This window comes from Pimelobacter simplex (assembly GCF_024662235.1).
Taxonomy (GTDB): Bacteria; Actinomycetota; Actinomycetes; order Propionibacteriales; family Nocardioidaceae; genus Nocardioides.
In genome coordinates this window covers 4,814,716-4,831,864 of record NZ_CP096276.1, presented here as the reverse complement: position 1 = coordinate 4,831,864, position 17,149 = coordinate 4,814,716, and the positions used below count along the sequence as shown (strand labels likewise).

The following is a 17,149-nucleotide window of genomic DNA, read 5'->3' as shown; positions in this document are numbered from 1 at the left end:
ACCGCTGATAGATCCGATGTCTAGCCTGTGAGTCAAGTCACCAACCAGGAGCGTGCCCCTTGAGCAAGATCACCGAGATGCAGACGGATGACGTTCGGTTCCCGACGTCGACCTCGCTCGACGGATCCGACGCCATGAACCCCGACCCCGACTACTCCGCGGCCTACGTACGCCTGGCGACCGACGCCGGCGACGGGCTGGAGGGGCACGGGTTCGTCTTCACCATCGGCCGGGGCAATGACGTCCAGCTCAGCGCCGTCGCGAGCCTCGAGCCGTACGTCGTGGGCCGCGACCTGGAGGCGACGCTCGCCGACCTCGGCGGCTTCTGGAAGGAGCTCGTCCACGACTCCCAGCTGCGCTGGCTCGGTCCCGAGAAGGGCGTGATGCACATGGCGATCGGCGCCGTGGTCAACGCGCTGTGGGACCTCAAGGCCAAGCGTGCGGGCCTCCCGCTGTGGCAGCTCCTGGGCGAGATGTCGCCGGCCGAGATCGTCAGCCTGGTCGACTTCCGCTACCTCTCCGACGCGCTCACCCCGACCGAGGCGCTCGAGATCCTCGAGAAGGCCCAGCCGCGCCGGGCCGAGCGGATGGACGAGCTGCGCGAGCGCGGCTACCCCGGCTACACCACCACCCCCGGCTGGCTCGGGTACGACGACGCGAAGCTCGTCCGGCTCTGCCGCGAGGCGGTCGCCGAGGGTTTCGCCCAGATCAAGCTCAAGGTCGGCGCCAACCTGGCCGATGACGTACGACGTCTCGCGCTGGCCCGCGAGACCGTGGGTCCGGGCATCGCGATCGCCGTCGACGCCAACCAGCGCTGGGAGGTCGACGAGGCGGTGACCTGGATGAGCGCGCTCGCGCCGTACGACGTCGCCTGGATCGAGGAGCCGACCAACCCCGACGACATCCTGGGACACGCGGCCATCGCCCGCGGGGTCGCGCCGATCCCGGTGGCGACCGGCGAGCACATGGCCAACCGGGTGATGGCCAAGCAGTTCCTCGCGGCCGGCGCGCTCGAGGTGCTCCAGCTCGACGCGACCCGGGTGGCCGGCGTCAACGAGAACATCGCGCTGCTGCTGCTCGCCGCGAAGTTCGGCGTGCGGGTCTGCCCCCATGCCGGGGGCGTCGGGCTGTGCGAGGTCGTCCAGCACCTGTCGATGTTCGACTTCGTCGCGGTCTCGGCGAGCACCGAGGGCCGGATGATCGAGTTCGTCGACCACCTGCACGAGCACTTCGTGACCCCCGTCGTCATCGACCGTGGTCACTACCGGGCGCCGCTGACCCCCGGCTCCGGAGCCGAGATGCTCGCGAGCTCGATCGTGGAGAACCGGTATGTCGGTGCCTGATCCCGACCTCCGCCTCGGCCTCGGTGGCGCCGGACTCGGCAACCACCGGGTCGCCCTCGACGACGCCACCGCGTGGGCGGTGCTCGACGAGGCCTGGCTGCGGGGGATCCGGCTCTTCGACACCGCGCCGCACTACGGGCTCGGGCTGTCCGAGCGCCGGCTGGGGGAGTTCCTCGCGGGCCGGCCGCGCGCCGGGTTCGAGGTCTCGACCAAGGTCGGCCGGCGCCTGGTCCCGGTCGCCGACCCCGACGGCGCGCTGGACGACGAGGGCTTCGTCGTACCGGCCGACGTGCGGCGGGTGTGGGACTTCAGCGCCGCCGGGATCCGGCAGACGCTGGAGGCCTCGCTGGAGCGGCTCGGTCTCGACCACGTCGACACCGTCTACCTGCACGACCCGGAGCGCTGGAACCTCCAGGAGGCGCTCGACCAGGGTCTGCCCGCGCTGCGCGGGCTCCAGGCCGAGGGGCTCGTGCGCCGCGTGGGCGTCGGCTCGATGGACCTCGACGCCCTCGTCGCGGCGGCCGGGACCGGTCTCGTCGACGAGCTCATGGTCGCCGGGCGCTACACCCTCGTCGACCGGCGGGCCGAGGAGCGGCTGCTGCCGCTGTGCGCCGAGGCGGGGGTCGCGATCGTCGCCGCGGCGGTCTTCAACGGCGGCCTGCTCGCCGGGTCGCCGAGCCCGGCGTCCACCTACGACTACGCGCAGGTGCCGGCCGACGTGCTCGCCCGGGCTCAGCGTCTCGACGACATCTGCCGCCGGGCGGGCGTCCCCCTGCCGGCCGCCGCGCTGCAGTTCCCCCTGCGCCGGCCGGTCGTGCGCAGCGTCGTGGTCGGCGCGGTCGACCCGGCCCAGGTGAGCGCCAACGTCCGGCTGCTCGCCGCCGAGGTCCCCGACGAGCTCTGGGACGAGGTGGCAGCCGGATGACCATCGACGCCCACCTGCACCTGTGGGACCTCGACGTCAGCGACTACGCCTGGCTCGGGCCGCAGCACGGCCCGCTGCACCGCTCGTTCGGACCGGACGAGGCGGCGCGCGAGCTCCGGTCCTCCGGCATCGAGGCGGCGGTGCTCGTCCAGGCCGAGGACTCGCTGGCCGACACCGGATGGCTCCTGGACGTCGCCCGCACCCACGACTGGGTGCTCGGCGTGGTCGGCTGGGTCCCGCTCGACCGGCCGGACCAGGCCGCGACGGCGCTCGCGGAGCTCGACGAGCCGGCCCTCCGGGGCGTGCGGCACCTGATCCACGACGACCCGCGGGCCGCCACCTTCCTGGGCCTCGCCGAGGTCCGGGAGAGCCTGCGGCTGGTCGCCGAGCGCGGCCTGGTGCTCGACGTACCGGACGCCTGGCCGACGCACCTCGACGCCGTGGGCGACCTCGCCGACGCCCTGCCCGGGCTGACGATCGTCGTCGACCACCTGGCCAAGCCGCCGTGGGGCACCGCGGCGATGTCCGGCTGGGCCGCGTCGCTGCGCGCGGTCGCGCAGCGGCCCAACGTGGTCGCCAAGGTGTCAGGACTCGCCGGAGCGGAGCCCTACACCGCCGCCACGCTGCGGCCCGTGCTCGACACCGCGCTGGACGCCTTCGGCGCCCACCGGTTGATGTACGGCGGCGACTGGCCGATGGCGACGGCGCGCCACGACTACGCCGGCGCGCTGGGGCCGATCGCGGAGCTGGTCTCCGCGCTGTCCCCCCACGAGCAGGCCGAAATCCGGAGGGCGACGGCTCTCCGCGTCTACGGGAGGGTGCGTCATGACTGAGCTGCTGAAGGCCGAGGGTGTGGCCAAGGGGTTCCCCGGAGTGCAGGCCCTGCGTGACATGCACCTCGAGCTGCGCCACGGCGAGGTGCTCGCCCTGGTCGGCGAGAACGGCGCCGGCAAGTCCACCCTGATGAAGCTGCTCTCCGGCATCTACACGCCCGACGAGGGGCAGTTCTTCCTCAACGGTGCGCCCTACCGCCCGAGCGGGCCGGGCGCCGCGCTCGCCCAGGGCGTCAGCATCATCCACCAGGAGTTCAACCTGATGCCGCACCTGACGGTCGCGGAGAACATCTTCATCGGCCGCGAGCCGAAGGTCGGACCGCTGCTGTCGGACCGTGCCCTCAACCACCGGGCCGGCGAGCTGCTCGAGCGGCTCGGCGTCCGGCTGAGCCCCAAGGCCGTGGTCGGCGGGCTCACCGTCGCCAACCAGCAGATGGTCGAGATCGCCAAGGCGCTCTCGCACGACCCGCAGGTCCTGATCATGGACGAGCCGACCGCGGCGCTCAACGACGCCGAGGTCGCCGCGCTCCACGCGCTCATCGGCCGGTTCACCACGCCGACGACCGGCGTCATCTACATCTCGCACCGGATGGACGAGCTCAAGGCGATCACCGACCGGATCACCGTGATCCGCGACGGCCAGTTCATCGACACGGTCGAGACCCGCGACACCACGGTCGACCAGGTCGTCTCGCTCATGGTCGGCCGGGCCCTGGTCGAGGACGCCCGGCCGGTCGGCGTACGGGAGGACCGGCCGGTGGTCCTGTCGGTCACCGGGCTCACCACCAAGGGACTCCTCGACCAGGTCACCTTCGACCTGCGCGAGGGCGAGATCCTCGGTTTCGCGGGCCTCATGGGCGCCGGGCGTACCGAGGTCGCCCGCGCGATCGTCGGCGCGGACAGGAGCCACGGCATCGTCGAGCTGCGCGGGCGGCGGATCAAGATCCGCAATCCCGCGGACGCCGCCCGGCTCCGGATCGGCTACCTCTCCGAGGACCGCAAGCACCTCGGCCTGCTGCTCGACCAGGACGTCAGCGCCAACATCGCGCTGCCCTCGCTCAGCGAGCGCTACAGCAAGGCCGGTTGGGTCCGCGGTGCCGGCATCCGTGCGACCGCGCGCGACATGATCCAGAAGCTGCGCATCAAGACGCCCAGCGAGAACCAGGTCACGAAGTACCTCTCGGGTGGCAACCAGCAGAAGGTCGTCATCGCCAAGTGGCTCGTCAAGGACTGCGACATCCTCATCTTCGACGAGCCGACCCGGGGCATCGACGTCGGCGCCAAGGCCGAGATCTACGCCCTGCTCAACGACCTCGCCGCGACCGGCAAGTCGATCGTGATGATCAGCTCCGAGCTGCCCGAGGTGCTGCGGATGTCGCACCGCGTGGTCGTGATGACCGAGGGCCGGGTCAGCGGCATCCTCTCGGCGGCCGACGCGACCCAGGAGTCGGTCATGCGCCTCGCCACGCTGCGCCCCACCGCCGTGGCCGATCCGGTCGCGGCCGATCCCGCCGTTGCGGATCCCGTCGTCGAGCGCGACGTCCCCCATCTCACGTCCGTGGACAAGGAGTGAACCGGATGAACACCACCCCCGACGTCGGCGCGAGCGTGCCGGCGGCCACCGCAGGCCCCGGCTGGCTGCCGGCCGTGCGCGACCGGCTCCAGCAGCTGCTCGCCTTCGCCAGCCTGATCGTGATCTGCGCCTACTTCAGCATCGCGAGCCCGATCTTCTTCACCTGGGACAACATCACCAACGTCCTGTTCAGCACGGTGGTGATCGGACTCCTCGCGGTCGGTACGACGTTCGTCATCATCACCGGCGGCATCGACCTCTCCATCGGCACCGGCATGGCGCTGTGCGCGGTGATGTCCGGCGTGTTCATCGTGAACATGGGACTGCCGATGGTGCTCGGCGTCCTGCTCGCCGTGCTCTTCGGCGGCCTGGTCGGCTTCGTCAACGGCTTCAACGTGGCGGTCCTCAAGCTGCCACCGTTCATCGCCACCCTGGCGATGATGCTGGTCGCCGAGGGCCTGGCGCTCGTCATCTCCGGCAGCTCGCCGATCTACTTCACCGACTCGCCCGACTACGTCAAGATCTCCACCGGAGAGCTGATCCCGGGCCTGCCCAACGCCGTCCTGGTGCTGTTCGCGGCCTGCCTGGTCGCCGGCGTCCTGCTCGGCAAGACCGTGCTGGGCCGCTACACCTACTCGATCGGCAGCAACGAGCACGCCACCGCGCTGTCGGGGATCAACGTGCGTCGCTGGAAGCTCCTGATCTACACCCTGGCCGGACTCTTCATCGGTCTGGCCGGCGTGATGATCTCGGCCCGCCTCGGCTCGGCCCAGCCGGCCACCGGCATGGGCTACGAGCTCCAGGCCATCGCGGCCGTCGTCATCGGCGGTACGTCGCTGGCCGGCGGCAAGGGGACGATCGTCGGCACCGTCATCGGCGCCCTCATCATCTCGGTGCTCAACAACGGGCTTCAGCTCCTGTCGATCGCCCAGGAGTGGCAGAGCGTGATCCTCGGCGTCGTGATCCTGATCGCCGTCTACGCCGACATGGCTCGCAAGAAGGAGGTGTAGCGCGCACCTCCGCCCGCAACCAGTCGTCGGCTCGGGCGACCTCGCAAGAACTCGCCGGTGCCCCCGGCACCGATCCGAAGAATCAATGAGGAGTACCAGCATGAAGTTCCGTCGCTTGGCTGCTGCCATGGCAGCCGGTGTTCTCTCCCTCTCCGTGGCCGCGTGCGGCTCGGACAGCGGCTCGAAGGGCGGTGACGACGAGCTCTACGTCGCCATCGTGTCGAAGGGTTTCCAGCACCAGTTCTGGCAGGCGGTGAAGAAGGGCGCCGAGGAGCAGGCCAAGGAGATGGGCGTCCGGATCACCTTCGAGGGGCCGGCCGACGAGACCCAGGTCGAGGAGCAGGTCACGATGCTGACCAACGCGCTCGCCAAGCAGCCTGACGCGATCGGCTTCGCCGCGCTCGACAGCAAGGCCTCCGAGCCGGTGCTCGAGCAGGCCAAGCAGAAGGGCATCCCCGTCGTGGCCTTCGACTCCGGCGTCGACAGCGACATCCCGGTGACCACCGCGGCCACCGACAACACTGCCGCCGCGGCCGAGGCGGCCAAGCACATGGCCGAGCTCGTCGGCAACGAGGGCAAGGTCGCGATGATCGTGCACGACCAGACCAGCCTCACCGGCAAGCAGCGTCGTGACGGCTTCATCGACTGGATGAAGGAGAACGCGCCCGACATCGAGCTGCTCCCCGTCCAGTACGGCGACGGTGACCAGGCCAAGTCGGCCGACATCGCCAAGTCGATCCTCGCTGCGAACCCCGACGTCAAGGGCATCTACGGCTCCAACGAGGGCTCGGCGATCGGCGCCGTCAAGGGCGTCGAGGAGTCCGGCGTCAAGGACGTCACCGTGGTCGGCTTCGACTCCGGTCAGGCCCAGATCGACGCGATCACCTCGGGCGTCGAGGCCGGCGCGATCACCCAGAACCCCGTGGGCATGGGCAAGGAGCTCGTCAAGGCGGCCGTGGCCGCAGTCAAGGGCGAGGACCTGGAGAAGACGATCGACACCGGCTACTTCTGGTACGACGCGACGAACATCGACGACCCGGAGATCCAGGCCGTCCTCTACAAGTAGCACCGACGTCCCGGGCTCCCGACCAGCCCGGGCGACCGCGACACCGGCCCGGCGTCCCTCGACATCTTGCGGGCGCCGGGCCGGTGCCGCTCACGCACGACCACCACCTCGGACTGGCGCGGCCAACGGCACGGTTGCCAGCCTTGTCGGGGATCTCCAGGGATCGCCTGTGTACTCGTTCCACAACGGCACGGGCGGACTCACACCTCGGCGGCAGACCCCGTTCGGCGACGAACGGCAGGCCGCCGGATCTGCTGGGGACCGCGGTTTCGTCGGGGCGACCAAGGATGCCGAGGTCGGTCTCATCCAAGTCGGGGTCCGGCCGTACGACCCAGTTGAGGGGCGCTTCCTCGGTGTCGACCCGAAGATCGACCTCGGCGAGCCGGGACAGATCGCAGCGGCGTACGCCTATGCGAAGAACGATCCGGTGACGTTCTCGGACCCGACGGGAGAGATGCCCGCGCCCTGGTTCGAGCACGACCCGCCGCCTCCCGTGCCCGCGCCCAAGTCTTCACCGAAGCGGGCTCCTATCCAGAGGACACCGCAGCCGTTCTTCAGGCCCGGTTCCTTCGCCGGCGACCTGGAGGAGGAAGTCCGCGGCGAGACCGCCATGTCGCTGTACTTCCTGTCGCTGGTGCGAAGGGCGAACCTGGACTTCATCAAGAACGTCGGGCCTGTCGTGGGTCAGGCGAAGGCGAAGAACAGGGCGGTCAGTGACGCAGCGCGAGAGAAGCTGAGGATCTCGGAGCGGAACAAGTCCGGTGCGGAGATGCTGAAGGATTGGGAGAAGAAGCTCACCCGCCGGGTCTCGCTCGACAAGTTCTTGAAGTTCGGCGGTCCGCTGATCGAGATCTACGACGGATACAAGGGCGTCAAGGAACGCACCGACAATGGTGAGGACACGAAGGTCGCCGTCCTCAAGGAGGGAGGGTCGTGGGCTACGGGAGCCGCCGCGGCCTACACCATCGGACTGGCATGCGGTGGGGCCGGGACGGTCTTCTGCGGAACCGTTGTGCTGGCTGTCGGCACCGGCGTCAAGGTGGGGTTCGAACGCATGGTCGACGGCAAGCTGGACGACGACGCCCGGGGCGTCGGACGCTGGCTCGCGGAACGGCGGCACGACTTCGTGTACTCGATGACCTGCGGCATGATGCCGACATGCTGACCCGTACGAGCGAAAGTTGAGGGGTGACATGTGGACGCGGCCGACTGAAACGCCGAGCCCCGGAAGGATCGCCGGTGTCGGCGCAGTAGCGCTGGCGGCGGGCCTGCTCTTCACCCTGATGCTCGCCGACGAGGCAGGGGCTACCGGTTCGCTGTTGCCGATGTTCCTCGTCGCCGCGCTCGCTGGAGGTGCGCTCGCCTGGGTGAACGAAGTGGTGGAGGACGGCAGGTCACCGCGGCGCTTGGCGGCTCCGGTCCTACTGCTCCTCGTGGCTGTCGGTGGGCTCGTGGGCAACTCCTTGTCCGAGGGCAATCAGATCTGGATCGGGCTCGCGATGTTCGCTACGGGGGTCGCAGGACTGGTCATCGCTGCGCGACGGAATGCCGCCCTCGAGAAGGCGAAGGAGGACGAGGAGCAGCGAAGGCGCGAGCAGGAGCGACCCTCCTAGCCCTCACGGCAGGAGCGTGCGCCCCTGCCACGTCCCGTGCTCCGACAACGGCCGGAACCTCATGAAGGCCGACTCGTGGTGGAACTCGCGCCGGCGCTGCTCGGCCATCGCCACCGCGTGGGTCGGGGCCTCGGTGACCGACGGATCGCGGCCGTGGACCATCGAGGTCATGTCGCGGACGGTGCGCCAGATGGAGAACGTCGAGAAGGTGCGTGGGGGGCGCATCGCGGCGGTGGCGAAGGTGGTGCCGGGGTGGCCGGCGACGAGGCGTTCGACGGGCTTGCCCCAGTGCAGGAAGCGGGGGAGCTCGGGGAGCCGGAGGCGGGCCAGGGTGACGGCGACGGCGGGCTCGTCGGGGTCCCAGTCGCCGGCGCGCTGGGGGAGGGGGCCGAGGGCGGCGACGTGGCCGAAGCGGCGCAGGTACTGCAGGCGGACGTGCCAGCCGCCGGCGAGGCGGCGGCCGAGCGGGTCGCGGTCGAGGTAGCGGTCGAGGGCGTCGGGGTCGTCCCAGGTGGCGAAGACGGCGAGGCGGCGTACCTGGAAGCGCTCGAGCGAGACGGTGGGGGCGCCGAGGCGCATCATCGCGAGGCACTCCGCGTGCCGCAGCCCCGGTACGGCGGCCGGCGGGCGCACCAGGGCCCGTCCCGACACCGCCGGGGGCAGCTCGGCGAGGTGGAAGGAGTGCAGCACCCGGTCATTGAACCAGGCGCCCGGATCGACGTTTTGCGCACATCTCGGCCGATTCGACCGCCGCCGACGGGACCGCGTCGTTGCGTAGGTCACACCCGGATCGAGGAGTGAGCCATGCAGAAGAGTCGTGCCGGCGCGGTGGGCGCCCTGGTCCTGGTCGCCGCGACGGTGACCACTGCGACGGTGACCGCGACGGTGACCACCGCGACGGCGGCGGGTACGCCGTCCTCGGCCTACGGGCTGGGGGCGAGCGGGCTGATCCCGCTCGACCCGCTGCCCGAGGTGGTCTCGCGCGACGGGGCGCGGGTCTCCGACGCGCTGGCCGAGGTGCCCGGCAACCCGCTGCTGACGGCGTCCGCGCTGGCGGTCAGCGCCGAGAACGGGCGGGCGACCTCGGGGGTGGTCGACCTCGCGGTGGGCGGCGGCGTGCTGGAGCAGCTGCCGGTCGACCTCGGCGAGCAGCTCGCGCCGGTCTGCGACCAGCTCGGTCAGGTCGACCTCGACGAGGTCACCGACAGCCTCGGCAAGCTGGTGGTCGACCCGTTGCAGGACGCGCTCAACGAGGGGACCGCCGACTCCCCGATCGACCTGAGCGCGATCACCTCGCTCGACTTCTCCCGGCTGGTCCCCGGTGACCTGAGCGGGCTGTGCGCGGTGCTCGACGGCGGTGCGCTCGTGGCCGCCGATGCGGTCGAGGCCTCCTGCACCGGCTCCGGCGGTGGGGTCGAGATCGTCAACCTGCGGGCGCTGGGGTTGCCGATCGAGATCGACACGAGCCGAGCCGGTACGGCGGTCGAGGTCCCCGGCGTCATCAAGGTGACCGTCAACCGGCAGACCCAGCGCGCCGACGGAACGTTCTCCGTCGACGCGCTGGTCATCGACCTCTTCGGTCAGCAGGAGGTCGTGGTCGCCTCGGCCACCTGCGGCCGGGTGACGTCCGACCGGGTGCCCGGCGAGGGCGACCGGGCGCCGGAGCCCGTCCCGGTCCACGGGAGCCTGCCGGTCACCGGTTGACCGGGACCAGCTCGCCCGACGTCGACGTCCAGGTCGTCGGCGGGACCTCGGGCGTGGCCAGTGCGCCCGGACCACCCCGCCCGGTACGACGGCGCGGCCAGGCCCGCTCGCCCAGCAGCACGAGCACCGCCGGCAGCACGACCAACCGGATGAGGGTGGCGTCGATGAGGATGGCGGCCGCCAGGCCGACGCCCATCATCTTCATCTCCATCATCGACAGCGTCGCGAAGATCGCGAACACCGAGACCATGACCGCCGCGGCGCTGGTGATCACGCCGGCGGTGTCGGCGATGCCGCGGTGCACGGCCTCGCGGGCGGGCATGCCCCGGTCGACGAGCTCACGGATCCGGCTGAGCACGAAGACGTGGTAGTCCATCGACAGCCCGACCAGGACGACGAGCACGAAGATCGGGATCCAGTCGATGACGAAGCCGGGGCTGGTGAAGTCGAGCAGGCTCTCGCCCACGCCGTGCTGGAACACCAGCGACAGCAGCCCGAACGCCACCCCGACCGATGCCAGGTTGAGCACCGTCGAGACCAGGCCCAGCAGCACGCTGCGGAACGCCAGCACCATCATCACCATGGTCAGCAGGAGCACGATCCCGAGCAGCAGCGGCATCCGGTCGCCCTGCCGGTTCGCGTGGTCGAGCGAGGACGCCGCGTCCCCGCCGACTGCCCACGAGACGTCCGGGCCGAGGTCGTCGAGGGCGGCCGGGGCGAGCCGGTCGCGGAGCCGCTCGATCGCGTCGGCGGCCCGGTCGTCGGACTCGTCGAAGGGCAGCGCCAGGTCGATCACCGACGTCTCGCCGTCGGCCGACGTGCGCACCTGGGCGCCGTCCACCGCGAAGTGGTCGTCCTTGCCGGCCGCGGCCGCGAGGGCGTCGAGCCCGCGGGTCGCCGCGGCCTCGTCGACGCCGGTGACGACGACCTGGGCGGAGGTGCCCTCCGCCGGGAAGGCCTTCGTGATGTGGCGCAGCGTCTGCACGGCCGGGATGTCGTGCGGCAGCGTCTCGGCGCTGGCCTGGTGGGTCTTCATGCTCAGCGCCGGTACGGCGAGCGCGCCGATCACCAGCCCGGACACGACGAGCGCCGCCACCGGGTGCCGTACGACGGGCCCGAGCAGGCGGCCGCTGATGGTGCCGGTGCGCACCCGGCGGGTGAGCCGCCACAGCAGCGGGACGCGCGGCCGGTCGACCCAGCGGCCGAGCTTGACCAGCAGCGCCGGGAGCACGGTGATCGAGCCGAGGACGGCGACCGCGACGACCAGGATCGCGCCGGTGGCCAGGGAGTTGAAGGTGACGTCGGTGAGCACGAACAGCGCCGCCAGCGAGGCGATCACCGCGCCGCCGGAGACGAGGATCGCGTGCCCCGAGGTCTCGGCGGCGATGGTCACCGCGTCGAGCGTGGAGCGCCCGGAGGACCGTTCCTGGCGCTCGCGCTTGAGGTAGAACAGCGAGTAGTCGACGCCCACGGCCATGCCGATGAGCACGATCATCGAGTACACCGTCGGCTCGGCCGGCACGAGGTACGAGATGGGCGCGGTGATGCCGATGGTCGCGGCCACGCTGGTCGCGGCGAGCAGCACCGGCAGTCCGGCAGCGATGAGGGCGCCGAAGGCCAGGAGCATCAGCACCAGCGTGATCGGGAGGCTGACGATCTCCGCGGACTGCAGGTCCTCGCCCACGCGCTCGTCGATCGCGTCGCCGATGGTGACGTCGCCGGCCTGCTCGACCCGCAGGTCCGGGTGCTCCGCCTGCACGGCGGCGGTCGCGTCGAGCAGCGGCGCCGCGTCGATCTCGTCGGAGGTCAGCGCGACGGGGACGAGCAGCGCCGTCCCGTCCGCGCTCGGTACGGCGTCCCCGACCCCGGCGACGCCGTCGAGGCCCGCCATCCGGTCGGCCACGTCGGCCGCGGCGGCGCGCGCCTGGGCGTTGTCGAGGTCGCCCACGCGGGCACTGATGACGACGTTCTCGGTGGGCGGGGCGTCGAGGTCGGCCTGCTCCATCAGGGTCGCGGCGCGGCCGGACTCGCCGAGCCGGTAGTCGGCGTCGGTGACCTCGTGAGTGGACACGGTGGCCGACAGGCCGACCGCGATGACGACGAACGCCAGCCAGGCGCCGATCGCCCGCCACGGATGGGTGGCGCTCCAGCGGGCGGCCCGGGTGGGCAGCCCGCTCAAGGGGATGCGTGACATGGAAGCTCCTCGGGGGGTGAAGGTCGTGCTCACCAGGCTGTCGTCGCGAGCGCCCGCGGTCAGGGGTGGAGCGACCCGACCCGCAGTGGTGCCTGCACCCCTGCGCGGGCCGGCCGCGACCGGGGAGAATCGGGGGGTGAGCAACCGGTTCCCCGAGCACGACCTCGACGCCCGCGCCGGACGTCTGGAGACGACGGGGTACGCCGCGCTGCACGTCCTGCTGTTCGCCCCCGTCGTGGCCACCTTCATCCTGGTGGTGGTGAGCGCCGCCCTCGTCGCGGTGTGGGTGGGCGTGGCCCTGCTCATGCTGTTCTTCCCGCTGATGCGGGCGCTGGTGCAGGCGCACCGCTGGATGGCGGGCCGGATCCTCGGGGCGCCGACCACGGCGCCGTACCTGCCGCTGCCGGGTGGGCTGCTCGGCAACCTGCGCACCCAGGCGGCCGACCCGATGACCTGGCGCGACCTGTTCTGGATGCTGTGGGCGATGACCTTCGGGTTCGCGGTCTCGCTGCTGGCGCTGCTGCTCTTCCTGTGCGTGGTCACCCTCCCCATCTGGTGGTACGGCGTCGGCCCGCTCATGCGCGCCCGGGCCTGCGTCGACCGGGCCCTGCTCACGGTCGGGCGTACCGAGCACCTGGAGCAGCGGGTCGAGGCGCTGACCCGCTCCCGGGCGGTCGTGGTCGACCACTCCGCCGCCGAGCTGCGCCGGATCGAGCGGGACCTGCACGACGGTCCGCAGGCGCGGCTGGCCGCGGTGTCGCTCAGCCTGGGCCTGGCCGACGACCTCTTCGAGACCGATCCGGAGGCCGCGCGCCGGCTGCTCAACGACGCCCGCGGGACCTCGTCCACGGCCCTGGGCGAGCTACGCGACGTGGTCCGCGGGATCCACCCGCCGGTGCTGGCCGACCGCGGCCTGGCCGGTGCCGTCTCCGCGCTGGCGATCGACATGGCGCTGCCGGTCGAGCTCGCGCTCGACGTACCGGACCGGTTGCCGGCGCCGGTGGAGTCGGCGGTCTACTTCACCGTCGCCGAGTGCCTGGCCAACACCGCCAAGCACGCCGGCGCCGACCAGTCGTGGGTGAGCCTGAGCCATGCCGACGGCGTGCTGCGCGGCGAGGTGGGCGACGACGGACGCGGTGGCGCGGACCCGCGACGGGGGTCCGGGCTTCCGGGGATCGCCGCGCGTCTGGCAGCCTTCGACGGCACCCTGACGGTCTCGAGCCCGCCGGGTGGCCCGACCGTCGTGAGCTGGGAGGTTCCGTGCGCATCGTCCTCGCCGAAGACCACGCCCTCCTGAGGGCGGGGCTGACCCAGCTGCTCGAGGCCAAGGGCTTCGAGGTGCTGGCCGCGGTCGACAACCTCGCCGACCTGGAGCAGGCGCTGGCCGACCCGGCCGCGGACGCCGCCGTGGTCGACGTACGGATGCCGCCGACGTTCACCGACGAGGGTTTGCGCGCCGCGATCGCCGCGCGCGGGCAGCGGCCGGGCTTCCCGGTGCTGGTGCTCTCGCAGTACGTCGAGCAGCTCTACGCCCGCGAGCTGCTGGCCTCGGGCGAGGGCGCGGTCGGCTACCTCCTCAAGGACCGCGTCGCGGACGTCGGCGAGTTCGTCGACGCGCTGCACCGGGTGGCCGACGGCGGCACGGTGCTCGACCCGTCGGTGGTCGCCGCGGTCCTGGAGCGGCGCAAGGACACCCCGGTCGACCGGCTCACCGAGCGCGAGCGCGAGGTGCTCGCGCTGATGGCCGAGGGCCGGGCCAACGCCGGCATCGCCCAGGCGCTCGTGGTCACCGAGAAGGCCGTGGCCAAGCACATCAACAGCATCTTCGCCAAGCTCGACCTGCCCACCGACACCGACGACCACCGGCGGGTGCGCGCGGTGCTGGAATGGCTGCGGTTCTGAGGGGCTGACTGGCCTGACTGGCCTGACGGGGCGGAGCCGCTAGCGGGCGAGCTCGTCGACGAGGAGCCGGGCGGTCTCGGGGTCGACCGGCAGCGCCTCGGTCCAGGCCCGGCAGCTGCCGCCGCTGGGGGAGAGCGCCAGCCGGCGGTCCACCTCGTCGGCGGCGTCGGCCAGGCGCCGGTGCAGCCCCTCGTCGCGGCGCGCGAGCGCGACCAGGCGGCGCGGGTGGACCTCGGACGGCTGGGGGCACTCCGGCATCCCGGCCCGCAGCACCTCGGCGGCCGAGGCCCGGCGCAGCGCCGCCTCGAGCCCGCCGAAGGCGTCGTCGACGTCGCCGCGCACGGTGGGCAGCTCGACCACCACGAGGGCGTGGGTCCGGGCGATGTCGGTGTCGACCAGCCAGCCGTCGCCGGCGGCGCGGTAGAGGCCGGCCACCTCGGACTGGAGGTGCTGGATGCTCCCGAGCCCGGTGACCGGGTCGGCGCAGGTGAGGCTGTTGTAGTGCCGCTCGACGGCCTCGCCCCAGCCCAGGGCCGCGTGGCGCACCAGGGCGGGCGCGGCCGCCGCGCTGTCGGCGGCCAGGCAGGTGTCGTCGAGCGCGGCCAGGCAGACGCCGAGCCCGGCGCCGGCCACGGCGTACGCCGCGCCGAAGGCGGACGCCGCACCGGCCTGGCCGGTCCCGTGGATCAGCGCGTCGGTGAGCGCGCGGGCAGCCGGCGCGGCGTGGTTCACGGGTCCCTCCGAGGCGGTCGGGGAAATGGGTCGGGCGCCCTCCCTCCAGGCGCCCGACACCTCTCGGACACCGCAGCGGCGCGCTGCTTATGCGACTGGGGGAGACTGGTTCTCCGGCCGATGTGCAGAAAGTCACGTGCACTGCCGTAAGGAAGCGCGGGCTGAGGTGTCCAGAGGTTGGCGGCACTGTGTGCCGCGCCCCCTGATGAGAAGGAAGTCCCGTGCCCCCGTGGTCCGTCCGCCCAGACCTGATAGTCCTTTGGGACCAGTCGGGATGTCTGGTGCCCCTCCGAGTCGTTGGACCGGCATGACCGCTCATCTGGTCGACCCGGTCCAGGACGGCGACCCCGTCCTGCTGAGTCGTGTCCGCGCCGGTGATCCCGACGCCTACGCCCAGCTCTTCCGTCGGCACCGCGCGGCCGCGACGGCCTTCGCCGGCCGCCTCGCCGGACCCAGCCACGCCGACGACCTCGTCGCCGAGGCCTTCGCCAAGGTGTACGACGCGCTCCAGCGCGACCTCGGCCCGACGGTCTCGTTCCGCTCCTACCTGCTGACCGCGATCCGGAGCATCTGGAGCAACACCGTGCGCACCGAGCGCCGCTACGACCTGGTCGAGGACTACGAGTCGCTCCCGCCGAGCGAGGCGCTGACGCTCACCGACGACCCCGACGGCCGCTTCGACAACCACGCGGTCGGCGAGGCCTTCCGCGGTCTCCCGGAGCGCTGGCAGGCGGTGCTCTGGTACACCGCCGTCGAGGGGCTGCCCCAGAACGAGGTCGCGCTCTACCTCGGCATCAAGCCCAACGCCGTCGCCGCGCTCGCCTTCCGGGCCCGCGAGGGACTGCGCCAGGCCTACCTGTCGGCCCACCTCAACGGCGCCGCCGCGACGGCCACGCCGGACTGCCCGACCTGGCTGCCGCTGCTGCCCGCCTATGCGCGCGGCTCGGTCGACAAGCGCAAGCGGCCCGGCCTCGAGGCGCACCTCGACGGCTGCCTGGCCTGCACCACCGCGCTGGCCGACCTCAGCGACGTCAACAACCGCCTCGGCGCGCTCCTGGTGCCGATCGTGCTCGGCACGGGTGTGCTCGGGCTGCCCGGCATCTCCGGGCTCTGGGCGGGACTGGCCGGGCTCACCGGCGCCACCGCGACCGCGGCGGGCGCCTCGGTGGCCTCCGGCGCGAGTGCCGGCGCGGGCGCCGCGGGGCTGGGCAAGCTCGCCGGGGTGGGCCGCAACGGCCTGATGACGACGGTCGCCGCGACCGTCGCCGCCGGCGTCGTGGGGGCCGCGATCGCCGTACCGATGCTGGTGGGGAGCTCCGACGACGCGCCGGCCGCCGACGGCCGGATCAGCGCGACCGCGTCCGCCGAGCCGAGCGAGGCGAGTGCCACCACGCCGGCCCGGACGCCCTCGGCGCGGCCCTCGCCGACCCAGCGACCGGTTCCGCCGCCGGTGGAGTCGACCTCGTCGAGCTCGACGGTGATCCCGGTCGAGCCGGAGCGGTCGCCGACCTCGAAGCCCAGCCGCGAGCCCAGCTCGACCCGCCCGCAGCCGACGCCCACCCCGACGCCGACGCCCACGCCGACCCCCACGCCGACGCCGACCCCGACGCCGACCCCGACGGTCCCGGTGTTCTCCGACGACATCGGTCTCGGTACGCCGAGCGCCGTGCCGTCGGGCTCGCTCGGCGTCTCCTACGTCGAGGTCACGCTCCCCGTGGTCAACGTGCGTCCCGAGGCGACGATGACCGTGGTGCTCGACCAGCTCGTGCTCTACCCGGTCCTGATGAGCAACGACTGGCAGTGCAGCGCGGCGTTCACCGGCGTGAGCGAGACGACCGTGACGTGTCGCTGGACCGGTACCGAGACCGCGGCGGCCGCGCTGGTCCTCGGGCTGCTCGTCCCGACGCCGATGCAGGTCGACGCCGCGATCACCCAGGCGCCGGGCACGACGGACCCCGCGCCGGGCAACAACGCCGCCTCGATCGTCCTGGAGCCGACCCCCGTCACCGGCCCGTGACGCCGGGCTGGCTGTTCGACCAGCTGGCGCGGATCGAGGTGGAGCTCCTTGACGAGCCGCACATCCTGGTCTGCACCGACGGTGTGACGGGGACGACGACCTACCTCGGCCCGTTCGCCAACGCCTACCTCGCGATCGCCGGCATGGAGGAGTGCGAGCGCGCCCAGGACCTGTGCTGCACGATGGCGCCGCTGTTCCCCGCGACCTGAGCAAATTCCGGGTGAATCGGCCGCGCCC

General features: G+C 72.2%; 16 protein-coding genes. 13 read left to right on the top strand and 3 right to left on the bottom strand.

The window, feature by feature from the left end:
• Positions 1-59 precede the first annotated feature (59 nt).
• The 8 genes from M0M48_RS23650 to M0M48_RS23615 all read left to right on the top strand — a co-directional run bounded on the left by M0M48_RS23650 (position 60) and on the right by M0M48_RS23615 (position 8,363).
• A complete protein-coding gene (locus M0M48_RS23650; RefSeq protein WP_215812129.1) occupies positions 60-1,343 on the top strand; it encodes an enolase C-terminal domain-like protein in 1,284 nt (427 codons plus the stop codon).
• Positions 1,330-2,268, top strand: coding sequence for an aldo/keto reductase (locus tag M0M48_RS23645; RefSeq protein ID WP_257753000.1), 939 nt, complete (start codon positions 1,330-1,332; stop codon positions 2,266-2,268). Before M0M48_RS23650 ends, M0M48_RS23645 begins: the two co-directional genes overlap by 14 nt.
• Positions 2,265-3,101 carry an amidohydrolase family protein gene (locus M0M48_RS23640; protein WP_257752999.1) on the top strand — a complete coding sequence of 279 codons (837 nt, stop codon included), beginning with the start codon at positions 2,265-2,267 and terminating at the stop codon, positions 3,099-3,101. The genes M0M48_RS23645 and M0M48_RS23640 overlap by 4 nt, the downstream gene beginning before the upstream one ends.
• On the top strand, positions 3,094-4,674 hold the full coding sequence (locus M0M48_RS23635; protein WP_257752998.1) for a sugar ABC transporter ATP-binding protein: 1,581 nt from the start codon (positions 3,094-3,096) through the stop codon (positions 4,672-4,674). The genes M0M48_RS23640 and M0M48_RS23635 overlap by 8 nt, the downstream gene beginning before the upstream one ends.
• A 5-nt stretch (positions 4,675-4,679) precedes the next feature.
• A complete protein-coding gene (locus M0M48_RS23630) occupies positions 4,680-5,684 on the top strand; it encodes an ABC transporter permease (protein ID WP_257752997.1) in 1,005 nt (334 codons plus the stop codon).
• A gap of 100 nt (positions 5,685-5,784) precedes the next feature.
• Positions 5,785-6,750 carry an ABC transporter substrate-binding protein gene (locus tag M0M48_RS23625; protein WP_215812134.1) on the top strand — a complete coding sequence of 322 codons (966 nt, stop codon included), beginning with the start codon at positions 5,785-5,787 and terminating at the stop codon, positions 6,748-6,750.
• Positions 6,751-6,919: 169 nt separating this feature from the next.
• A complete protein-coding gene (locus tag M0M48_RS23620; protein WP_257752996.1) occupies positions 6,920-7,915 on the top strand; it encodes an RHS repeat-associated core domain-containing protein in 996 nt (331 codons plus the stop codon).
• A 28-nt stretch (positions 7,916-7,943) separates the two neighbouring features.
• Positions 7,944-8,363 (top strand): hypothetical protein, encoded by a 420-nt coding sequence (locus M0M48_RS23615; protein WP_257752995.1) that lies wholly within the window; start codon positions 7,944-7,946, stop codon positions 8,361-8,363.
• Positions 8,364-8,366: 3 nt separating this feature from the next.
• On the opposite strand, the gene M0M48_RS23610 is transcribed toward M0M48_RS23615, so the two are convergent.
• Complete coding sequence (locus M0M48_RS23610) at positions 8,367-9,053, bottom strand: hypothetical protein (RefSeq protein WP_257752994.1); 687 nt, start codon at positions 9,051-9,053, stop codon at positions 8,367-8,369.
• A gap of 114 nt (positions 9,054-9,167) precedes the next feature.
• Between M0M48_RS23610 and M0M48_RS23605 the strand changes: the two genes are divergently transcribed.
• Complete coding sequence (locus M0M48_RS23605) at positions 9,168-10,067, top strand: choice-of-anchor P family protein (RefSeq protein ID WP_257752993.1); 900 nt, start codon at positions 9,168-9,170, stop codon at positions 10,065-10,067.
• Here the strand turns inward: M0M48_RS23605 and M0M48_RS23600 are convergent.
• Entirely contained in the window at positions 10,057-12,261 is a 2,205-nt protein-coding gene (locus M0M48_RS23600) for an MMPL family transporter (RefSeq protein ID WP_257752992.1), read from the bottom strand. The genes M0M48_RS23605 and M0M48_RS23600 overlap by 11 nt on opposite strands.
• Positions 12,262-12,397: 136 nt before the next feature.
• Between M0M48_RS23600 and M0M48_RS23595 the strand changes: the two genes are divergently transcribed.
• Entirely contained in the window at positions 12,398-13,558 is a 1,161-nt protein-coding gene (locus tag M0M48_RS23595) for a sensor histidine kinase (RefSeq protein WP_257752991.1), read from the top strand.
• Positions 13,522-14,163 carry a response regulator gene (locus M0M48_RS23590; protein ID WP_215812174.1) on the top strand — a complete coding sequence of 214 codons (642 nt, stop codon included), beginning with the start codon at positions 13,522-13,524 and terminating at the stop codon, positions 14,161-14,163. Before M0M48_RS23595 ends, M0M48_RS23590 begins: the two co-directional genes overlap by 37 nt.
• A 39-nt stretch (positions 14,164-14,202) precedes the next feature.
• Here M0M48_RS23590 and M0M48_RS23585 read toward each other — a convergent pair whose 3' ends face one another.
• Positions 14,203-14,895 carry a hypothetical protein gene (locus M0M48_RS23585; protein ID WP_257752990.1) on the bottom strand — a complete coding sequence of 231 codons (693 nt, stop codon included), beginning with the start codon at positions 14,893-14,895 and terminating at the stop codon, positions 14,203-14,205.
• Positions 14,896-15,202: 307 nt separating this feature from the next.
• On the opposite strand from M0M48_RS23585, the gene M0M48_RS23580 reads away from it, so the two are divergent.
• Both M0M48_RS23580 and M0M48_RS23575 read left to right on the top strand, forming a co-directional pair.
• The gene (locus tag M0M48_RS23580) at positions 15,203-16,912 is read left to right on the top strand and encodes a sigma-70 family RNA polymerase sigma factor (RefSeq protein ID WP_257752989.1); all 1,710 of its coding nucleotides are present in this window, start codon (positions 15,203-15,205) and stop codon (positions 16,910-16,912) included.
• Complete coding sequence (locus M0M48_RS23575; protein ID WP_215812177.1) at positions 16,909-17,121, top strand: hypothetical protein; 213 nt, start codon at positions 16,909-16,911, stop codon at positions 17,119-17,121. Before M0M48_RS23580 ends, M0M48_RS23575 begins: the two co-directional genes overlap by 4 nt.
• Positions 17,122-17,149: the final 28 nt, after the last annotated feature.